Origin of the sequence: Haloglycomyces albus DSM 45210 (assembly GCF_000527155.1) — a bacterium.
GTDB classification, from domain to species: Bacteria; Actinomycetota; Actinomycetes; order Mycobacteriales; family Micromonosporaceae; genus Haloglycomyces; species Haloglycomyces albus.
The window spans coordinates 3,200,318-3,221,152 of the sequence record NZ_AZUQ01000001.1 but is presented as its reverse complement, the minus strand read 5'-3'; the positions used below and the strand labels follow the sequence as shown (position 1 = coordinate 3,221,152).

The following is a 20,835-nucleotide window of genomic DNA, read 5'->3' as shown; positions in this document are numbered from 1 at the left end:
TTCACGCCATCGACGACTGTGGCTACGGCTCACCGACGGCAGCGCTGTGAACTGGTGTCCAGTGATAACCGTACGGCTTGGTACATACAGCGCGCGGCTTGACGGCCCACGGCTGTGATGGGTGTTAAATCACCCTTGGAATCGGAATGGGGGAGCGGTTCCCATGGTTATATTTGGTTGACCAATTAATTTTGATTCCGCCCAGAAAGGTAATCACATGCCAACTCCCGTTTCCGTCGCCGTTATCCCCGGGTCGCTGCGCAAAGGCGCCTTCTCCACCTCGGTACTTCAGGCGGCGCTCAACCGTTTCGACGCTGACATCGACGCGACCTGGATCGGTCAACTCGATGAACTGCCGGCACTCAACGAGGACACCGAAGACACTCCGGGGGAAAAGGTCACCGCCCTGCGCGAGGCCGTCGCCGCCGCCGACGCGGTCCTGATCGCCACACCGGAATACAACGGTATGGTTCCCGGGCACCTCAAGACCGCGGTGGATTGGGTCTCGCGCCCGTACGCCGACGGAGTCATCAAGGGAAAACCGGCCGCCGCATTCGGAACCAGCCCTTCTCCGTATGGAGGCCAGTGGGCCGCCGAAGGTCTCCATCGCGCCTACCAGGTTGCGGGGGCCGAGATCGTCGGTGAACCCGTTGCCGTGCCGCAAGCCGATGCCGCCGTCGGTGCCGACGGGCAGCTGGCCGACGGGCCGGCGGGTGCGCTCGACTCGCTCCTGGAGCAGCTCGTCACCGCCGTGCGCGAGCGCTGATAAGCGTCCGGACCGGTCTTCGGCCACAAGGTGTTCGGGGGAGAACGTCATGCTTCCCCGAACACCGTCTGACAGGATCGAGGCCGTTCGGGTCGTGGGTGTCGGCGACTGGGAGACGATCGAGTCGGTTTCGCAGGGTTTTGGGTTAAGGTTGAGGCGTTAATTGCTCAGTCGGCCCAACGAGGAGAACGACCGTGGACGTGGAACGTACCGAACTGCCCGGAATCGGTGTGCGGTTTGAGATGGAAACCAAGCGCGGAGTGCGGATGGGCGTGGTCGCCCATCGTGAGGGCCGTCGCGACCTGGTCGTCTATGACCCCGACGATCCCGATACCACATTGGAATGCATTGTGCTCGACTCTGATGAGGCCTCGTCCATCGGAGAACTCCTTGGGGGCGCTCGAATCGTGGAGAAACTCAATCGGCTCCATCACGAGATCGACAATCTGGTCTCGCGGAAACTGACCGTGGCGGGTAACAGTCCGTACGCGGGGAAGACCTTGGGCGACACCAAGGCTCGCACGCGAACTGGTGCCTCCGTGGTTGCGGTCATTCACGACGACGTCGTCAGTACTCAACCGGCACCCACCACCGTTCTGAATCCGGGGGACCGTCTGGTCACCATCGGAACGGACGAGTCGGTCAACGCGGTGGACCGCATACTTCACGGTTCGAAGTAGCGGCCCATGGACCATCTTGTCGAGCTGCTACTGGAACTTGGGCTTCTTACCGTCGGTCTGGGCGTATTGGGAGCGATCGCCGGACGATTCAGTATTTCCGCCATTCCCCTGTATCTCCTCGCCGGATTGGCGTTCGGCGAAGGTGGTATCTATGAACTGCACTCTTCGGCGGAATTCATTGAGATCGGCGCGGAAATCGGCGTCATTCTGCTGCTGTTCGTACTCGGATTGGAGTATTCGCCGCCGGAATTGATGTCGACCATGCGGACGTCGTGGAAGTCCGCGATCGTCGACGTGGTGTCCAACGCGGGTCCAGGTGTGGCGGTGGCCCTGCTGATGGGGTGGGGTCCGGTCGCGGCGATGGTGTTGGGCGGGGTCACGTACGTGTCGTCGTCGGGAATCATCGCCAAGATGCTGTCGGATCTCAATTGGCTGGGTAACCGAGAGACCCCTACCGTCCTTGCCATTCTGGTGGCCGAGGATCTCATCATGGCGCTCTATTTGCCCATTTTGACCACGGTTCTGGCCGGGGTGGCGTTCAGCCAGGCCGCCTGGGGGCTGGGCTTCGCCGCTTTGGCGATTTCGGTGGCGTTCATCATCGCCAGTCGCGGTGGTCAATGGTTGGGACACTGGCTCGATTCGCCCTCCGATGAAGTTCTGCTTCTCAAAGTGTTGGGGATCATTCTCGTGGTGTCCGGATTGGCCGAACAGATCCACGTTTCGGCGGCCGTCGGGGCGTTCTTCGTGGGCATGGCGCTTTCCGGGGAGGTCTCCCAGACGACCGAACGGGTGGTGGAACCGCTGAAATACTTGTTCGCCGCCTTCTTCTTCGTCAACTTCGGTCTGCAGACCGATCCGTCTCAGTTGCCCCCGGTCCTGTTGATCGCCTTCGCATTGGCGATCGTGTCCATGGCGACCAAGTTCGGGACCGGTTGGTGGGCCGCGAAACAGTCGAAACTGGGATTCAGCGCTAAGCTGCGTGCCGGTCTCGTGTTGCTTCCGCGCGGTGAGTTCAGCATCGTCATCGCGGGCCTGGCCGTCAGTGCGGGAGTGGTTCCGGAACTGGCCCCCTTGGCGGCCGCGTATGTACTGATCATGGCGGCCGCTGGACCGCTCTTGGTCCGCTTGGCCGACCCCATTGCCAAACGTCGTATAAAGAGACTACGAGCGGCGCGACGTCAGGCTCGTCAGGATTCGGCCGTCGTGTGAACGGTGTCCGGGGCGGCGATGAAGATCGCTGCTTCGCGTCCCGGTTGGTCGGCACGCCGAGAAACGTGACTGCCCTCGTGGTCTTAAACAGGAAGAAACGGATGGTACGCAGCCATGCATGACAATGTCAACGTTGAGGACGAGGTCGTCGGTATCGCCCGCGATCTTATTCGGATCAATACCACCAATACCGGTCATCACGAGACGTCCCAAGGCGAGCGGGAAGCGGCCGATTACGTCGTGGACAAGCTCGGAGAGGTCGGTGTAGAGACTCAGATATACGAATCCCTGCCGGGGCGTACGAATGTGGTCGCGCGCCTGGAGGGAGTGGATCGTTCGCGACCGGCTCTACTTCTGCACGGGCACCTGGATGTGGTTCCTGCCGAAGCCGATGAGTGGAGTGTGGATCCGTTCGCCGGTGAGATCAAAGACGGCTACCTCTGGGGCCGCGGTGCGGTCGATATGAAGGACTTCGACGCGATGCTCATAGCGCTGATCCGGCACTGGAAGCGCAATGACATCGTTCCCCCACGGGACCTGGTATTCGTTTTCACCGCCGACGAGGAGGCCGGTTCGATCCATGGGGCCTGGCACCTGGTGCGGGAGCATCCGGAGATCTTTAACGGTGTCAGCGAGGCGGTAGGAGAGGTCGGTGGCTTCTCCATGCAGATCAACGACGACCTCCGCGCCTACACGGTGCAGACGGCGGAGAAAGGCCTCGACTGGATGCGTCTGAAGGCCGTGGGTAAGCCCGGCCACGGGTCGATGGTTCCCGACGACAATGCCGTGGTGCGCCTGGCGCGCGCGGTGGCGAACGTGGGGGAGCACCGGTTCCCCGTTGAGGTGACCCCGGCGGTGCAGGACTTCTTCGACTCGATCGCCGACCACATCGGGATGCGGTTCGACCCCGAGAAACCCGATGAGGCCCTGGCGAAGATCGGTCCCCTGGCTCGCATCGTGGGTGCGACGCTGCGCAATACGGCGAATCCGACGCGCTTGGACGCGGGGTACAAGACCAATGTGATTCCCTCGACCGCTGAGTCGGTGGTGGACTGTCGTTCGTTGCCGGGCCGCTCCAAGGAATTGGAGGAGACGATTCGCGCTCTCATCGGGGAGGGAATCGACATCGAATACGAAGTCCGAGAACCGGGGGTGGAGACTACCTTTGACGGTCCTCTGGTGGAGGCGATGGCCGAATCAATCGGTCACCACGACCCTGGGGCCATCACCATTCCCTACATGCTGTCGGGAGGAACCGACGGCAAGGCGTTCAATTCCCTGGGAATTCGCTGCTTCGGCTTCGCGCCCTTGCAACTGCCCGCCGACCTGGACTTCGGTGCCCTCTTCCACGGTATCGACGAACGCGTGCCGGTCGATGCACTTCAGTTCGGGGTTCAGGTGATGGATCGCTTCGTGCGACGCTCCTAGCCGTTGGTCGGAAGTTCGCCGCCTCTGAACGTGGGTGGGATTGAAAAACGTCTGTGGGGGTGCGGCTCAGCCGCACCCCCACAGACGCTAACGGACCGATTCCTTAGCGGGCCGAGTTCACCGAATTGACCGCATCAATGATGGTGCGACCGGTGTCAAACTCCATTCGATTCAGTAGCATCCACATCCTGACCTTGGCCTTGATGTGGTAGTACCTGAACGGGTGGTCCTCGGCTTGCTCGACCTTCTTGGTCAGCCAGTCGTGCTGGTGATCGGTGAGATCACCGGCGGCGTAGAGGCTGTCGAGCAGATCGACCAGGTCACCAGGACCGTTCATCGCCGAACCGAGGTCGACGGTGGCGACGGCGGGGTCGTGATCGGATACGCCCCAACGGCCGAACGCCGGATCTTCGCCCACGTGTGTGGCGTCGGCGGGGTAGTCGGCGTTGATGTGGGCGATCGAGAAGTCATTGATCCGTTCGGACAGTGCCGGTGACACCCACATGTGGTCCAGAGTCTGAGCTTGGCCCTGGTACGTGTAGGTGTAGGCGTCTTCCGGTGTCGTCGCGAGCGCCGAATCGTAGAGGTTGTCCAGCGGTCCGTCGTAGAGAGTGGACAGCTGATCGGAGGGACCGTACCAATCATCGATGATGTGGGTGCCCTCCGGGAAGGGGTCGTCGTCGCGAGGGAAGACGTTCAGGTCTCCACCGAAGACGACGTTACGGTCCGCATCGGCGTTCAAAGCGGTCTCGGCAATCGCATTGCCGTAGGTCGCCTGCTCGATGCGGTGGAAGACCCGGCGGTCGGGACCCGAGGAGAAGTGGTTGTTCACCAGGGTGACGTCGCTGAAGTCCGATTCGCCCACCGGTCCGTTCCAGAGCCGGAACTTTCCGACCTGTGCGGCTCGAGGGTAGACGTTTGAGCCGTTGCAGGCCTTGACACCCGAGGAGGTGCACTCGTCGAGGACGCGGTCGGGAAGCGCGGCGTTGAGTGCCTTGGGGTTGGCGACCTCGGAGTTGTAATCCAGATCCGTGCCGTCGTAGTCGATGGTCACGTTTGACCCGAGTAGAGGGTCGTCACCGTTGGCTTCGGGGAGGCTGACGCGATCGGTGCGGTACAGGTAGGCGGTCGAGATTCCCCGGAGATCACGCGCATCGACGTCGAAGGTGGCCGCGTAGTCGGCACCCTCGCGTTCGGCGATGACCAAGGCCAGTTCCTGCAGGGAATCCGGAGCGCCGTCACTGTACTCGTTGTCGTCGCCGGTATTGTCCAAATCGCACAGAAGGCGTTCGGTGGTACCGGGATTCGCCGGATCGTAATCCGGGTTTACCGAGCACACGTCTTGGCCTTCGGTTTCTTGAACCATGATGACCGCCGGTGAGTGGAGGTCGGTCGTGATCTGATCGGCCATCCGCTCGAGGCGGGATTCGTATTCCTCCACAGAGCCGGGCACGTAGTCGAACGGTGGTGTGATGGTGGATTCACCGTCGTCGCAGCCGGGGTTTCCTTCGAAATCGCAGTCCGAGTTGGGGTTGTCCCGCAGGTCGTAGAGGTTCTCCACGTTATAGGCGGATACCGCGGCCTCTCCGTCTCCGGCCGGGGTGATGGGATTGTTGTCCGCCGGTTGACGGCTCGACGTCAGATCGAGATTCTCCGCCACATTGATGGAGTATTTGCCGTAGCCGTAGTACGTACCTCCGGTGGCATCGGTGTTAACGACGTCAAAGGTCTTGGCGGGGGCGATCATGGCGGTCTCGTCGTTGGCGGCGGCCTTGACGCCCTGTGAACCGATCAGGAACCGGTAGCCGTTCGCGTCGTCGAACGTCTGCTCGGAGTCGTTGTCCAAGGGGTGCGCGTCGCGGAAGACTCGTGCGGAGTAATCGTTCCGTTGAGCCACGGGGTGGTCGCCGTTAACGGCCCAGACCTCTCCGTCGTTGCCGTATACGTCGCGTCCCGCAACCACGGTCGAACCGGTGGCTACCGTCATCTGCATGCCCAAGCGACGGTGGAAATAACGTTTGGCGTCGTCTGCGTCGTTCGGAGGTGCGGCTTCGACGGTGTCGACCTGAGACAGCGGAGCCTCATGGTGGTCGACCACATCCCAGACGAAGGCCGTTCCCCCGGTGAACTGCGTATTGCCGTAGTAACTCTTGACTTCGGCCCGGACGATGATCTCGTCTCCGACCGTCACGTCCCAGCGGTCCCCGTACTCCTCTTCGGCCGGGGAGTCCCAGGCGGTACGAAGATCGGTGTAACTGCTGTTGTAGACGTAGATTCCGTCCGACGAGTTCGGATCGTCGTCGGTGGCGTCGGACGATTCCTGGAGGAAGAATCCGTGCGCGCCACTTCCGTCCAGAGTTTCCTGGGTGACGATGCCTTGCACGTACACCTCTTCTCCCAATAGCGGGGAGGTGAAGTTCGTTTGGTCGTCGTCGATGGATCCTTGGACTTCACCGATGTAGGTGAGGTCCGGTGTCGCCGCCGACGCGGCGGACGGTGCGGTGATTCCGACGAGCGACGCGGCAAGACCGAGCACGAGGGCTCGGCGGAGACGTCGCGGTCGTTTCGCCGGCGAGATGGCGAGTGACATACCAACTCCCTTGTCGGTTGCGGAGCCGGAGATGATTGCCAACCGGCCCCGGTGCTGGTCGTTCGTTAGCCTCGATCGCACCACGCCCAGTTGACCGGGACGTGGACGATGTGTGAAAACCACTCAAAAGGACGGTCGTGACCGGAAGGCGGTCAATCCCTTCCCAGGTGGTAATCCGCAAGGTCCTCACATCATCCCATCAATCGGACCCTCTGTATTCACGGGGTCCGATATATGACTATATGCGATTATTAACTCGCATAGGCCATAGGTATGCAACCCGAGCAATCACCCAATACCGTCAACGGATTAGTCTCAACATTGGGAAGTCCCTGGAAACCCGTCGGCACCGGGCGATAAGCTTACGGTGTGTTGGACGAGCTTCGAATTCAGAACCTAGGCGTAATAACAGAAGCCCAACTACCGCTATCCCCCGGGCTCACCTGCGTCACCGGTGAAACGGGCGCCGGTAAAACCATGGTCGTAGCCGGATTGGGCTTGCTCTTCGGCGGACGCTCCTCACGAGCGCCCCTGTCCGAAGAGAAAATCCGCCTCGAGGGGCGCCTCCACGTCCCCGAGGAGGACTCCGAACTCTCGTCCGTCATCGCCGACAACGATGCCGACGTCGACGACGACGGCACCGTGCTGCTCGCGCGCACCGTCTCCTCGGCGGGACGCTCACGCGCATGGCTCGGCGGACGATCCGTACCGGTCGGAATCCTGTCCGAAGTGTCCAAGCACACCCTGAGTCTCCACGGTCAATCCGACCAAATGCGTTTGCTTTCCCACCTTGAACAACGCCAAGCACTCGATCGCTACGCAGGCAGCGAGGCCGCAGAGGCCCTGCGACAAACCGAATCCCTGTACTCCGCTCTCGAAGCGGCGCAAGATAAACTCCAACGACTCAAAACCGACGCCGAAAAAGCCGACCGTGAAGTCACCGCCCTACGCGAGGGCCTCAACGAAATCGAAACGGTCGACCCGCAATCCAATGAGGAAGAAGAACTCGCCGCCGAAGCACGACGCCTGGAAAACTCCGAGAGCCTACGGCGAGCCGCACAAGGCGCCTACGCCACCCTCACCGGCGACGAAACCACCGAAATCGCCGGAGCCATAGACGGAGCGGCAGAAGCCGCCCGACTCCTCGAAGCGGAATCGGACCACGACCGGCAACTGGAAAGCCTCGGACAGCGCGTATCCGAAGCGAACACCCTACTCTCCGAAGCCACCGTGGACCTATCGTCCTACCTCGACGATCTCGGAAGCGACCCGCACCGGCTGGAAGAGATCTACGAACGCCAAGCGGCACTCAAAGACCTGTTTCGTCGCTTCGCCCCCGACATAGAGGGCGTCCTCTCCTGGGCAGACGACGCCCGTCGCACAATCGAGGAATACGACAACTCCGACGCGCTCATCGCCGAAACCGACGCCGAAGTACAGCGCCTGACCAAAGAAATGGCCGCGTCCGCGTCGCACCTGCGCCAACTCCGTCACACGGCCGCCACCGACCTGGCGGACAAAGTCAGTGCCGAACTGAAAAACCTCGCCATGCCCCACGCCGAAATCACCGCCGAGGTCACGCCCCGACCGGCCGGACGAGGCGGCTGCGACATCGAAGTCGACGGCGAACTCGCTTCAGTCGGCCCCGACGGAGCCGACGAAGTGAGCCTCCACCTACGGCCCCACCCCGGCGCTCCGCCGGCACCCTTGGACAAAGGAGCCTCCGGCGGTGAACTCTCCCGAGTCATGCTGGCACTGGAAGTCGTATTCGCCGGCGTGTCCAGCCCACCCGTGCTCGTCTTCGACGAAGTCGACGCCGGAGTCGGAGGCCAAGCAGCCACCTCGATCGGACAATGCCTGGCGACCCTCGCCAAACGACACCAAGTCATCGTGGTGACGCACCTCCCGCAGGTCGCCGCGTTCGCCGACACTCACCTCGTGGTGAGCAAAGATACGTCGGGAACGGTCACCACCTCCGGAGTACGAGCCGTGGCCGATGTGGACCGCGCTCGCGAGCTGGCACGCATGCTGGCGGGCATGCCCGACTCCCACCTGGGTGTCGCCCACGCAGAAGAGCTCCTCGCCCAAGCCTTTAAGAGTAAGTGACCGCTTAGGCGCTGCACAGTGCGTTGAATAGTGGGGTTCTCAGGTTCCACGCGTGCTTCCGCACGCGGGGTTCTGAGAACACCGCTATTCAACGCACTGTGCAGCGCCTAAGCTCCTTTCCAGCTCTACCGCTTCTGCGCTGCGCTGGAAGCTCGCCAGTTTCGTCAGGGGCATGCGTGGTGGTCGAGCTCGTCTAGAAAGTACAGGCAGCTCTACCGCTTCTGCGCTGCGCTCGAAGCTCGCCAGTGACGTAAAGGACTTGTATGGTAGTGGGGTGCCTCCTGAAGATACAGCCGGCTCTGCCGCTTCTGAGGTTCGCCGGAGGCTCCGCTCATCTCGTTGGCGGCCGCCATTGCGGTTGGTTACGTATCCGCTCAGGCTCAGTAATGTGAGTTTTATCGCTCGAAGGTGACACTGCGTCGGCTTCACTGTGATGCCTCTTGGTCACATCGGGTTTATCTGAACGTTATGCGACTGTGAACTGCAGGGACGTCGATAGCTTAGGGTTTCTGATGGTGAGGGCGCACGTGGGGGTTTACGCACTATTGGGCGTTTTTGCGGCGAGGGAGGAGACATTGCTGCGCGTCGTGCGGAGCGTCGACTGAGAAGATGGCATCATAATCCTGATGCGTGTACCTAGTTTGCGAAAGTCGTCCCGTAACGGCGACGGAGAAGGATCTGCCGAACGGCTCACCGGGCCGGCCCGGCTGGATCGGCGGACCAAACGTCTCAGCGGCCGCCTTGAGCCGGTTGACATAGCCGTCATCGACCACGTTGACGTGGATCGTGTCGCGGCCGACGCCTTGGTTGCCACTGGTGTGAAAGCGGTCGTGAACGCCTCGAAATCGATTTCGGGACGATACCCCAACTTGGGGCCGCAGGTCCTGGTGGACAGTGGAATCGTTCTGATCGACGATGTGGGCGATGAAATCTTCGACCGCGTTCGCGACGGGAAGCGTATTGGCCTTGAAGACAACAAGATATATCTCGGAGACGAGGTAATCGCTGAAGGGCTACGCCAAACCTCCGATAGTATTCGCCACGACATGGATACCGCTCGAGAAGGACTTTCGGTACAGCTGGAAGCCTTCGCGGCCAATACCATGGAGTACCTCAAGCGGGAGCGCGAACTGCTCCTGGACGGCGTTGGAGTTCCCGACGTTCGTACCAAGTTCAACGGGCGTCACTGCCTGATCGTGATTCGCGGTTACAACTACAAAGAGGACATCGACGTCCTGCGCCCGTACATCCGTGAGTTCAAACCCGTACTCATCGGGGTTGATGGAGGTGCCGACGCTCTCCTGGAGGCCGGATACACCCCCGACATGATCGTGGGTGATATGGACTCGGTATCGGACGACGCCTTGCGGTGTGGTGCCGAAGTCGTAGTACACGCATACGCCGACGGGCGAGCTCCGGGTATGGAACGCACCGATAAGTTGGGCGTCCCCGCCACGCCGTTCCCCGCCGCGGCGACAAGTGAAGACATCGCCATGCTTCTGGCCGACGAGAAAGGCTCCGAACTCATCGTGGCGGTCGGAACCCACGTCACCCTGGTTGAGTTCCTGGACAAGGGCCGTGGCGGAATGGCTTCCACCTTTCTCACCCGGCTGAGAGTCGGGGGTAAACTGGTCGATGCCAAAGGAGTCAGTCGGCTGTATCGGCAGAACGTTTCGTTTTCCGCGTTGTTGCTCTTGATCGTGTCCGCGTTGGCGGCAATGGCCACGGCCGTGGCGATTTCGACAGTGGGACGTTCGTTCCTTGACGTACTCGCCGATTGGTGGGACGGCCTTATTTTCCAGATCCAGAGGTTGCTGTAGGACACTATGATTAATTTTCGTTACCATTTGATCTCCCTGACCGCGGTGTTTCTTGCCCTTACGGTCGGCCTCATTTTGGGGACCGCGGCGTTGAACGGTCCGGCCCTGGACGCATTGTCGGAGACGACGAACAATCTTAAAGAGAACAACCAGACCCTGCGTGACGAGATCAAAGATCTGCGCGCCGAACTGAACGACGACCAGAGTTTTGCCGCCGAAATCGCCCCCAGCTATCTGGACGGGAAACTGGCCGACTCCAACGTTCTGCTACTGACCGTGCCGAGTGCCGACCCGGATTCGGTCGACGGGGTCAAGGAAATGCTGGAATATTCGGGAGCGGGTTCAGCGGGCCACATTGACCTGTACGACAAGTTCTTCGAACAGGGTTCCAGCGAGCAGCTGGCCGATCTCGCCGACCGTACGGCTCCGGAAACCTTGGAAGTTCCCGTGGTCTACAACGGCGTGGAGGCCATGAGCTCGGTGCTGGCCGGAGTAGCGACGTCCCGTCACGACGGCGAGGACATCGACATCGAATCCGGTGACGTCACCACGGTCGTATCCGGTCTGGACGATCTGGACATGGCCAACGTTGAAGAGGAATTGACCGCCGCCGCCGACGCGGTCATCGTCATCGGTGGCGGTGCGGCCGGTGGTTCCGAGGCCGACTACCACAATGACGCGGTCGTATCGCTGGTGGAGGCGCTCGCGGCCGATACCGCGACCACCTACGCGACTAAAACCTCAGCGGGAGAAGGCAACCCATTGCTCACCATCCGTGAAGAGTTCGGGGACGATGTATCGACGGTGGACGGAGTCGTTAGCATACAGGGACAGATCGCCGCCGTTGCTGCGACCGTTTCGTTGGTCTCGGAAGGAGCCGCCGTGGACCTGGGAACGGGCGACGACACCGACGGTCTTCTTCCTGGAAACATATAGCGGCCCCACCACAACCCTGAGGAGAACCACACATGGGTACCTTCACGCAAGCCTTGGGACGCGCGACGCTGGGAGCGGTAGCGGCCGGAGCGACCACCGCTGCCGTCAGCGGTATCAAGCGTTCCAAACGAGCCGACGCTCTGGAGCGGATCAACCACCAGGGCAACCCCGTCTCACTTGCCGAAGGACCGGGCGTTACGATCGGCGCGACCAGCGCGGCAATAGCCGGAGCGACGAACCCGCAGTACGCGACCGCCGCCGCCTGTAGTGGATTCGTGTCCGGCGCGGTCGGCCTCTACGACGATCTGGCGGACACGAAAGGGGAATCCGCGAAAGGTTTGAAAGGCCACCTGGGGGCCCTGCGGAAAGGTCGTCTCTCGGCCGGGACGGTCAAGATTTTGGGAATCTCGGCGGCAGGGGTCGCCTCGGCGGCTCTGGTCGATGCGAACAATGCCCCCCAACCACGCCGTCGTCGCCTACTCTCCACCGTCGTTGGGGGAGGCGTCATCGCCGGTGCGGCCAATCTGATCAACCTGTTCGATCTGCGCCCCGGGCGGGCTCTCAAGGTCGCGACCGTCTCCTCGACTCTATTGGCGAGCAAACCCGGAAAAGCGGCCCCGTACAGCGCGGGCGCCGGAGTGAACACCGCCATTGCCGTGGAGTCCGCCGCAGCCACAGCGCTACCGGACGACCTTCAGGGCAAGACCATGCTCGGGGACTGTGGCGCCAACTCGGTAGGAGCGCTACTCGGACTTTCCTATGTGGCACGTACGGGTCTGGTAGGGCGTAGCTTGGCGCTCGCCGTCATCGGCGGGGCTTACCTTGGCCAGTGAGAAGGTCTCCTTCACACGAGTCATCGCCGAGACACCGGTTTTGCGGGAATTCGATCAACTGGGACGCCAAAAGAACCAATAACTGAAAGACATGCATGACCGAACAATCGCAGCGGGGTGACGCTGTTACGCCTCCATACGACGACACACCGGTCCAAGGCACCGAAGATTCCGTCGGAAAGTCAGCGTCAGTCATCGGGGCCATCACCATCGCCTCACGACTCGCCGGGTTCGGTCGCATGTTGGTGTTCGCTTGGGCGGTGGGCATCATCGGGATCGGCACGGCCTATCAAAGCGCCAACGCTATTCCGAACCTCATCTTCGAACTCGTGGCGGGAGGGGCCCTGGCCGCTTTGGTGGTGCCGTTGCTGTCGGGGCCGATCGCCAAACACGGCCGCGACACCGTCAACCGCATTACCGGAGCACTGCTGACGTGGTCGCTGACGATCTTGATTCCGCTGGGAGTTATCGTCGCCTTGGCGGCGCGTCAACTGGTCAACCTCGTCGCCGAGAGCGAGGAAATCAACGACACCATCCTGTCGATCGGGGCCGACATGCTGGTCATGTTCGCGCCGCAAATACCTCTCTACGGTGTCGCCGTCATCCTCACCGGTGTGCTGCAAGCCCATCGTCGCTTCGCCTGGCCCGCCCTCGCTCCGCTGCTGTCAAGCATCACCATGATGCTCGTTTACGTCGCCTATGCGATCCTGACCGGGCGGACGGCCACTCCCGACTCCGTCGGGCAAGTTCCTATCCTGGTGCTCGGACTGGGAACCACTCTCGGAGTCGTCGTTCTCGCCGGATGTCTGTTCATTCCACTGCGCGGCTTGAATCTCAGCCTACGCCCCACCTGGCGCATGGACGCCCACATCGCCGCGGGTCTGAAAGCGCTGGCCATCGCGGGAGCGATTACCCTAGGGGCGCAGCAGATCTGCCAGGTCGTGCTCATTAAACTAGCCAACCTGGCCGGGGACGGCCCGGTCGTCATCTTCACCTTGAGTCAGAACTTCTTTCTCCTGCCCTGGGCGGTGCTGGCCGTTCCGCTGGCCACCGCTGCCTACCCCGCGTTGAGTGAGGCCCACGCACTCGACAATCCTCAGCGCTACAACGAAGTAACCGCTAAAACCGGCCGGGCCATCATGATTCTGTCGGGACTCGGAGTGTCCGCCTTGGCGGGCCTCGCCCTCCCCATCGCCACCGTCCTCACCACCATCGCGCCCGGAGAGGTATCCGACGCGACCCGTTCGTTCACCCTCACCCTCACCGGACTGTCGTTCGGGCTCATCGGCTATTCCCTGTTCGCCATCTATTCGCGCGCCATGTACGCCGCCGGTCACCCGATACGGGCCGCCATGGCCACCGCGGTCGGCTGGGCCGGCGCGATCATCGCCGCGATCGCATTGTCAGCGGTCATGTCCGACGCCGACCGGACTCTAGCGCTCGCGCTCGGATGGTCGACCGGAATGACGATCATTGGGATCGCACTGATCACCGTGTTGGTGAAGACCTCCGGCAGCGAGGCTCTCCGCGATATGCCGCGTGCGGCGCTGACCACCGTGTGCGCCAGTCTACTTGCTATTACCGCATCGCAACTGGTTCTGAACGCGTGGGGAGAACCCGAAAACATCGAAAGCTCCCTCCTCAAAGGATTGATAGGGGGAGTGATTATCCTAATCGTCTACGGACTCACCGCAGTCGCCTTCGATCCGCGTGACTTGAAGGCGGCGCTGCGGCGGAGGACCGATAAATCCCCCAACGATGACCCACCCACCGAATCCAACCACAAGGAGTGACCGTGAACCGTCGAATCGCACTCGTTCTAGGACCCTCCACAGGGGGCATTGGGATGCACGTCGCCTCCATCGCAAAGGGCCTACTTGCCAAGGGAGACGCCGTCACCGTCATCGGTCCTCCCGAAGTCGACGACACCTTCGGCTTCCGCGCTCTGGGAGCACGATTTCTACCCGTACCCATGAGCGCCAAACCGTCACCCGCCCTGGGAACTGCCCTCACGGCCGCCCACCGTGCTCTCCACGGCATCAATGAACGCGGCTACGACCTGATTCACGCACACGGTCTCACCGCCGGTATCGTGGCGCTCGCCAATCGACCGTCCGGGGCCGCCTTCGTCACCACTTGGCACAATCAACTTCTGACCGAGGGAGTCAAGCGGACCTTGTCCAACGTCATCGAGGCTCGGCTGGCCCGCCGGGTGGACGTCGCTCTTGCCGCCTCGAGTGACCTGCAGCAACACCTCATTGAGATCGGCGCCCGCGACGCCCGCCTCGCCCCGGTGGCAGCGCCGCCACGGCGCGACACCGGCGATGCCGCGGCCATCAACGCGGAACTTCGATTGGACGGTCGTCCACTGATTCTGTCGGTGGGACGGTTGCACGAGCAAAAGGACTACGACACTCTCGTCGCGGCCGCCGAGCGGTGGCGCACACTCGATCCCAGTCCGGTGGTCGCCATCGCGGGATCAGGCGATCGGCGGGAACACCTGGAACAACTCATTGAGTCCACCGGTGCCGACGTGCGACTCCTGGGACACCGCACCGATATCGCCGACCTCTTGGCGGCTGCCGACCTCGCCCTCGTCACCAGCCGTTGGGAAGCACGCCAACTGTTCGCCCAGGAAGCCATGCAAGCCGGAGTGCCGCTCGTGGCGACCAGAACCGGTGGTATTCCGGAACTCGTGGGCGACAGCGCCGAACTGTTCAGCGTCGGCGACGTCGACGGGCTCGACAAGATCGTCACCACGCTGCTCAACGATTCGGGAAAACGCGAGCGCCTTGCGGAGTCCGGACGTGAACTCGCCGCCTCCTGGCCGACGGAAAACGACACCATCGACGCGCTCGATGCTCTCTACCGCGAACTAACGGGAAGATAGTCACGCCTCATGTCACGATTCGATCCGACGGCCGCACCCCGTCGCGCTCTCCGCTGGCTACGCCGTAACCGCGACCTCAGTCTGGCCTGGGGCCTCGTTGCCGTGCTGGCGGCGTTTGCCGCTTGGCAGGTGTTGCCGCGTTCTATCAAGGAAGCCCCGGCCGATCAGGTCGACAACGTGATCGTGGTGGGCGTGGCCGGTCTTGGCTGGGGAGACATCAATGCGGACGACACGCCTGAGTTGTACGACTTGGCCGCGGACGCTTCGGTAGCGGAGTTGCGGCTGAACTCCGGGCATCGCCTGACTTGTGCTGCGAGTGGTTGGTTGACCTTGGCGGCCGGCAATGGAGCCGTCTCGGAGACGCTTCCCGAGGGGGAGTGCGAACCGGTGGAGCTTCCGGACGTGTCGGATACGGGTGCGAGCGCCTCGATCGAGGGGTTCAGCGAGCTGTACGACCTCAATCGGGAGCTCGATCCCGACACTCGGTTGGGAACGATGGCCAGCGCCAGCGAATGCGCTACCGCGATCGGTCCGGGTGCCGCCTATGCCACCGCCAACGGGGTGGGACGCGTGGCCTATTACGATCGGATTCTTCCCTCCAACGGCGAGATGCGGGAACTGTTGGGACAGTGTCCTCTGTCGGTGATCGACGGGGGAGAGATCGCCGGGGCGGCCTCTCTGCAAGCCGTCGACTCGATGATCGGTAGAGTCCGGGAGGCTCGTGGGCCGGATACGGCCGTGGTGGTGACCGGCATCGGGCAAACCGAAGATCAAAACCGCCTGCAGGCACTCATGATCGATCAACCCCATACGTCGAGCGGCCTGCTGGACGTGGCCGGTGAGAAGCCCGGCTATATGAAGCTGACGGATTTGACCCCTACCGTCATCGCCTTGCTGGGTAGTCCGCAACCGGATTATCTTCGCGGTCACGTGGCCGCGACGGTGGACGATTCCTATGACTTCAGTGATCGCTTGGCGGCTTTCACCGCCAGCGATGCGCGCTTGGCGGTGGCGGACGAGGCCGCTGCCCGTAGCCAGTGGTTGCAGGCGCTGTTGTTGGTGGCGGTAGCGATTGTGGCCTTCCCCTTGATGCGTCAGTTGCGTCGTGCGGGACAACCGGGGGTCAAACCGCCCCGGCTGTGGCTGATGCGGGCCGACATCGTGGTGGCTCTGCTGTGCGCGCTGTTCCCCACCGCCGCGGTGATCAGCGATGCCTTTGATTGGTGGGCGCTTCCCAATCCCACCGTCTCCGGGCCGCTCCTCGCTGTGGCGGTCGCGTCGGTACTGGCGGCCGCGGCCTCTCTCCTGCCGCGTCGGCATTCACCGTCCACGTTGTTGGCGGTGATCTCACTGTCCGGTCTGTTGGTGACGGTTCTGGCTATGGCGGTCCATTACTCCATCGCGATGGGGACTCTTATGGGAGACAGCGGTATCTCCAATTCCACCAGCCAGTCGATCGGCCCGGTGGTCGCCGGAATCTACATCGCCTCGTTGTGGATGTTCGCCGCGGCATTGGCGTGGAACCTGCCCCGACGTTTCCACGCGCCGGTCATGGCCGGTATCGGAACGATCGGTGTGGCCGGTATGGCGTCGGGAATGTTGGGAAACTCCACCGGAACAGCCGTCGCGCTGGTCGTCGGTACCTGTTTGGCCGCCGCCTTGGCTTACGGGGGCTGGATGAGCGCCATGCGACTCTTGTGGTCACTCATGGTCGGCGGGCTGGTTTTGGTGGTCCTATCGTGGATGGACTATCGGCGTCCCCAGGTGGAACAGGGCGCCCTGGGGGAAGTCGTCACGGATCTTTTGGGTGAATCCAACGGCGTGATCCGCAATGCCACCGGAGCGAATCTGGTCGCCATCTTCACCTCTCCGTTGACGATGGTGGCTTTGATCGCGGGGGTCTACTGCTGGCTCGTGCTGTTGCGCCCCGGGGGTGGGCTGCGCCGCGCCTTCGGGTTGCATCCGCCGTTGCGGGCGGCGGTGACCGCCGCCGCGGTGACGGCTCTTTGTGCGGGTGTTTTGACCGGTAAAGGCTTCATGGTTCTGGGCGTGTCTTTGGCGGTCATCGTTCCCTTGGCCGTGATCGTTTCGCACCGGGTACTGGCGCGAGCCCATGTTCAGGACGGCGAATACTCCGACATGACGGTCAACGCACCCTCGTGGGTTGATGGCGAGCCGGGTACCGAGAGTGTTAGTGTGGAATCCCGTGGGTAAGTCAGTACCACGTCTAGGTTCAACCACGGGAGTTCACGTTGAGTAGTGTCGTCAACGGCCAAATCAGGCATACTAAACACATCTTTGTCACCGGTGGGGTGACCTCCGCCCTTGGAAAAGGGCTGACCGCGTCCAGTCTGGGAAACCTGTTGTCGGCGCGTGGTCTGTACGTGGTGATGCAGAAGATCGACCCCTATCTCAACGTGGATCCCGGAACCATGAATCCGTACGAGCACGGGGAAGTCTTCGTCACCGACGACGGGGGAGAGACCGATCTCGATATTGGGAACTACGAGCGGTTCTTGGACCGCAATCTGTCCAAGTCCGCCAATGTGACCACCGGCCAAGTGTATTCGGACGTCATCGCCAAGGAACGGCGCGGCGACTATCTCGGTGCGACCGTTCAGGTCATTCCCCATATCACCAATGAAATCAAGTCGCGGGTCAGCGCCATGGCCGACGCCGAACCCGGTACCGGCAAGGTTCCCGATGTGGTGATTACCGAGGTCGGAGGCACGGTCGGTGATATCGAGTCCCTTCCCTTCCTTGAGGCCATTCGCCAGTTCCGGCACGACATCGGACGTGAGAACTGCTTCTTCCTTCACGTCTCCCTCGTTCCGTATCTGGCCGCCTCCTCGGAAATGAAGACGAAACCGACCCAGCACTCCGTGGCGCAGCTGCGCAGTATCGGTATTCAGCCCGACGGAATCGTGTGTCGGTCGGATCGGCCGATTTCGGAGTCGATGAAACAGAAGATCGCCGGTTTCTGCGACGTAGAGGACGCCGCGGTCATCTCCGCTCCCGACTCACCCTCGATCTACGACATTCCCCGCACCATCCACTCCGAAGGTCTTGACGCTTACGTGGTGCGCCGCATGGATCTTCCCTTTAAAGACGTGGATTGGAGTGGATGGGATCGGCTGCTTGATCGAGTACACAACCCCCGCCACGAACTCACCGTCGGTATCGTTGGAAAATACGTCGAACTCCCCGATGCCTACAAGTCGGTGGTGGAGGCCCTCCATTCGGCCGGTTTCGCGCATTGGGCGAACGTAAAGGTGAAATGGGTCGAATCCGATACCTGTGAGACCCCGGACGGGGCGCGTTCCATTCTGTCCGATGTCGACGCCGTGGTGATTCCCGGCGGATTCGGGACCCGCGGAGTCGAAGGCAAGCTCGGTGCGTTGAACTACACCCGGACACAGCGTGTCCCCACGCTGGGAATCTGCCTTGGAATGCAGTGCATGGCCATTGAAGGGCTGCGTAACGTCGGCGAGATCGACGGGGCCGACTCCGAAGAGTTCGACCAGAACGCCGAACACCCGGTGATTTCCACAATGGCCGATCAAACCGACATCGTCGCCGGAGCCGGCGATCTCGGCGGAACCATGCGTCTGGGATCTTACCCGGCGCTGCTGACCGAAGGCTCCCTCTTGGCCGAGATATACGGCAGCAGCGAAGTGACGGAGCGACACCGGCACCGCTACGAAATCAACAACGCCTATCGGGAACAACTCGCCAAGGCCGGATTCACCCTCAGCGGCCTGTCACCGGACGGACGACTCGCCGAATTCATGGAATTCGACCGCGATGAGCACCCGTATTACGTAGGGACTCAGGCGCATCCCGAATTGAAATCCCGGCCCACGCGGCCGCATCCTCTCTTCGACGGCCTGATCGCCGCCGCATTGGACCGGCGTTCCTAAGAAGCTCAATAACGGGGATACCGACATTGGGCGGTATCCCCTGTTTCAGTGCGAAACCATTGACGATGGATCGTCGGTCGCGGCGGGACCGACACCGTTTCGCTGCTCCTGCGACGCTCGATCACACGGCGCTTTCCGTTTGCGCAATACATACATCACGACCCCCACCATGGCGGTCAACAAGCCCGCTCCGATCAGCGCCGCGACCGAGACGGCAGCGCTGAACGCCGCATGTGCCTGAGCGATCAGTTCGCTACCCCGGTCCGACGGCATGGTCTCGGCGACCTCCAGGGCCTCCGCCAGGGTTTCCCGAGCGGCATCGGGAGCCGAAGCCAACCGGCTTTGGTACACCGCCGTCGCCACCGAACCGAGAATCGCGACTCCCAGAGCACCCCCGAGCTCATAGGACGTCTCCGAAATCGCCGAGGCCGAACCGGCCCGGTTGCCCGGGACCGACGACAGGATCGCATCATTGGTGACCGTCTCGGCGAAACCGATTCCCGCGCCGATCAAGCCGAAACCCACGACGACCAGTGCGACACCGCTGTGCTGATCGGCCACAGCGACCACGAGGTAACCGACGATGGCCAAACCGACCCCGAACCCGATGATGGATCCCAGGCCGAGCGAATCACTCAGCTTGACGGCGATCAGACTGGTGACCACGGACAATACCAGTCCCGGAACCAGAACCATTCCGGCTTCGATCGGGCTGTATCCCAGTACCAGCTGCAAATACTGCGTCAACAGGAACAGCGCCGCGACGTGTGCGAACACCATGATGAAGTTGGTGGCCACCGAAGCGCTGAACCGCGGCAAGCGAAAGAGCTCGATATCGATCAGAGGATACGGTAGACGCCGTTGCCGCAGGACAAAGGCCACCCCCGACGCCACGCTCAACAGCAAGGCCCCCAGCGCCACGGCCCCCACGCCGTCGGTGGCAAAGGACTTCATCGAGTAGGCGAACGGTACCAACGCGGCGAACGACAGAACCACGCTGACCCCGTCCAGCGGTCCCGGAGCGGGGTCCTTGGTCTCGGGCAGCACGAACGGTGCCGCAACGACCACCGTCGCCGCGACCGGAGCGGCCATGAGGAACACCGAACCCCACCAGAAATGAGTCAACAGCCATCCTCCGACAATGGGACCGGCCGCCGCACCCACCGAAAACGCCGACGCCCAGACCGCGACGGCCAGAGTACGCTGCCTATTGTCGGGAAACACGTGCCGCAGGCTCGCCAAGGTCGTCGGCATCAGCGTCGCACCCGCCAAACCGAGCAATACGCGCGCGGCGATCAACATCTCGGCATTGACCGCATAAGCGGCCACCAGCGAAGCCAAGGCGAATCCGGTCGCGCCGATCATGAGAAGCTTACGACGGCCGATCCGGTCGGCGATACCGCCCATGGTGATCAATAGGCCCGCTAGAACCAGGCCGTAGACGTCCACGATCCACAACAGCTGGCCCGCCGTGGGATTCAAGCTCTCCGACAAGTACGGCACGGCAAAGCCGAGCACGGTCATGTCGACGGCGATCAGCAGTACGGGCAGAGGCAGGATGATCAACGCCGCGATCTGCTGCCCGGTGAACGGAGCGCGGGTGCGCTCGCCGATTCCAGCCGTAACGGTCATGGGTCGTCTCCTTGTCTTTCGCTGG

At 62.2% G+C, this 20,835-nt stretch carries 14 protein-coding genes; 12 read left to right on the top strand and 2 right to left on the bottom strand.

Features of this window, described 5'->3' with window-relative positions; translation table 11 throughout:
• Window positions 1–217: 217 nt before the first annotated feature.
• The 4 genes from HALAL_RS0114880 (at window position 218) to HALAL_RS0114865 (ending at window position 4,083) form a co-directional block, all read left to right on the top strand.
• The gene (locus tag HALAL_RS0114880; protein ID WP_025274758.1) at window positions 218–766 is read left to right on the top strand and encodes an NADPH-dependent FMN reductase; all 549 of its coding nucleotides are present in this window, start codon (window positions 218–220) and stop codon (window positions 764–766) included.
• Between the two features lie 194 nt (window positions 767–960).
• On the top strand, window positions 961–1,446 hold the full coding sequence (locus tag HALAL_RS0114875) for a cation:proton antiporter regulatory subunit (RefSeq protein WP_025274757.1): 486 nt from the start codon (window positions 961–963) through the stop codon (window positions 1,444–1,446).
• A 6-nt stretch (window positions 1,447–1,452) separates the two neighbouring features.
• On the top strand, window positions 1,453–2,655 hold the full coding sequence (locus HALAL_RS0114870) for a cation:proton antiporter (RefSeq protein ID WP_025274756.1): 1,203 nt from the start codon (window positions 1,453–1,455) through the stop codon (window positions 2,653–2,655).
• Window positions 2,656–2,769: 114 nt separating this feature from the next.
• A complete protein-coding gene (locus tag HALAL_RS0114865) occupies window positions 2,770–4,083 on the top strand; it encodes a M20/M25/M40 family metallo-hydrolase (RefSeq protein ID WP_025274755.1) in 1,314 nt (437 codons plus the stop codon).
• Between the two features lie 103 nt (window positions 4,084–4,186).
• Here HALAL_RS0114865 and HALAL_RS0114860 read toward each other — a convergent pair whose 3' ends face one another.
• The gene (locus HALAL_RS0114860; RefSeq protein WP_051463004.1) at window positions 4,187–6,673 is read right to left on the bottom strand and encodes a hypothetical protein; all 2,487 of its coding nucleotides are present in this window, start codon (window positions 6,671–6,673) and stop codon (window positions 4,187–4,189) included.
• Between the two features lie 369 nt (window positions 6,674–7,042).
• Here HALAL_RS0114860 and recN point away from each other — a divergent pair, with 369 nt between their 5' ends.
• The 8 genes from recN to HALAL_RS0114820 all read left to right on the top strand — a co-directional run bounded on the left by recN (window position 7,043) and on the right by HALAL_RS0114820 (window position 19,178).
• Window positions 7,043–8,779, top strand: coding sequence for a DNA repair protein RecN (gene recN / locus HALAL_RS0114855; protein ID WP_025274754.1), 1,737 nt, complete (start codon window positions 7,043–7,045; stop codon window positions 8,777–8,779).
• A gap of 626 nt (window positions 8,780–9,405) precedes the next feature.
• Window positions 9,406–10,599: a putative cytokinetic ring protein SteA gene (steA, locus tag HALAL_RS0114850; RefSeq protein WP_025274753.1), complete on the top strand. Its 1,194-nt coding sequence runs from the start codon at window positions 9,406–9,408 to the stop codon at window positions 10,597–10,599.
• Between the two features lie 6 nt (window positions 10,600–10,605).
• On the top strand, window positions 10,606–11,535 hold the full coding sequence (locus HALAL_RS0114845; RefSeq protein WP_025274752.1) for a copper transporter: 930 nt from the start codon (window positions 10,606–10,608) through the stop codon (window positions 11,533–11,535).
• 32 nt (window positions 11,536–11,567) lie between these two features.
• Window positions 11,568–12,368, top strand: a complete 801-nt coding sequence (locus HALAL_RS17055; RefSeq protein ID WP_051463003.1) for a hypothetical protein — start codon at window positions 11,568–11,570, stop codon at window positions 12,366–12,368.
• Between the two features lie 95 nt (window positions 12,369–12,463).
• On the top strand, window positions 12,464–14,161 hold the full coding sequence (murJ, locus tag HALAL_RS0114835; RefSeq protein WP_025274751.1) for a murein biosynthesis integral membrane protein MurJ: 1,698 nt from the start codon (window positions 12,464–12,466) through the stop codon (window positions 14,159–14,161).
• A 2-nt stretch (window positions 14,162–14,163) separates the two neighbouring features.
• On the top strand, window positions 14,164–15,258 hold the full coding sequence (locus tag HALAL_RS0114830) for a glycosyltransferase family 4 protein (protein WP_211240482.1): 1,095 nt from the start codon (window positions 14,164–14,166) through the stop codon (window positions 15,256–15,258).
• 9 nt (window positions 15,259–15,267) lie between these two features.
• Window positions 15,268–17,472, top strand: a complete 2,205-nt coding sequence (locus HALAL_RS0114825) for a hypothetical protein (protein WP_029768083.1) — start codon at window positions 15,268–15,270, stop codon at window positions 17,470–17,472.
• A gap of 38 nt (window positions 17,473–17,510) precedes the next feature.
• The gene (locus HALAL_RS0114820; protein ID WP_245598161.1) at window positions 17,511–19,178 is read left to right on the top strand and encodes a CTP synthase; all 1,668 of its coding nucleotides are present in this window, start codon (window positions 17,511–17,513) and stop codon (window positions 19,176–19,178) included.
• Between the two features lie 45 nt (window positions 19,179–19,223).
• Here the strand turns inward: HALAL_RS0114820 and HALAL_RS0114815 are convergent, their stop codons facing one another.
• The gene (locus tag HALAL_RS0114815; protein ID WP_025274749.1) at window positions 19,224–20,810 is read right to left on the bottom strand and encodes an MFS transporter; all 1,587 of its coding nucleotides are present in this window, start codon (window positions 20,808–20,810) and stop codon (window positions 19,224–19,226) included.
• Window positions 20,811–20,835 lie beyond the last annotated feature (25 nt).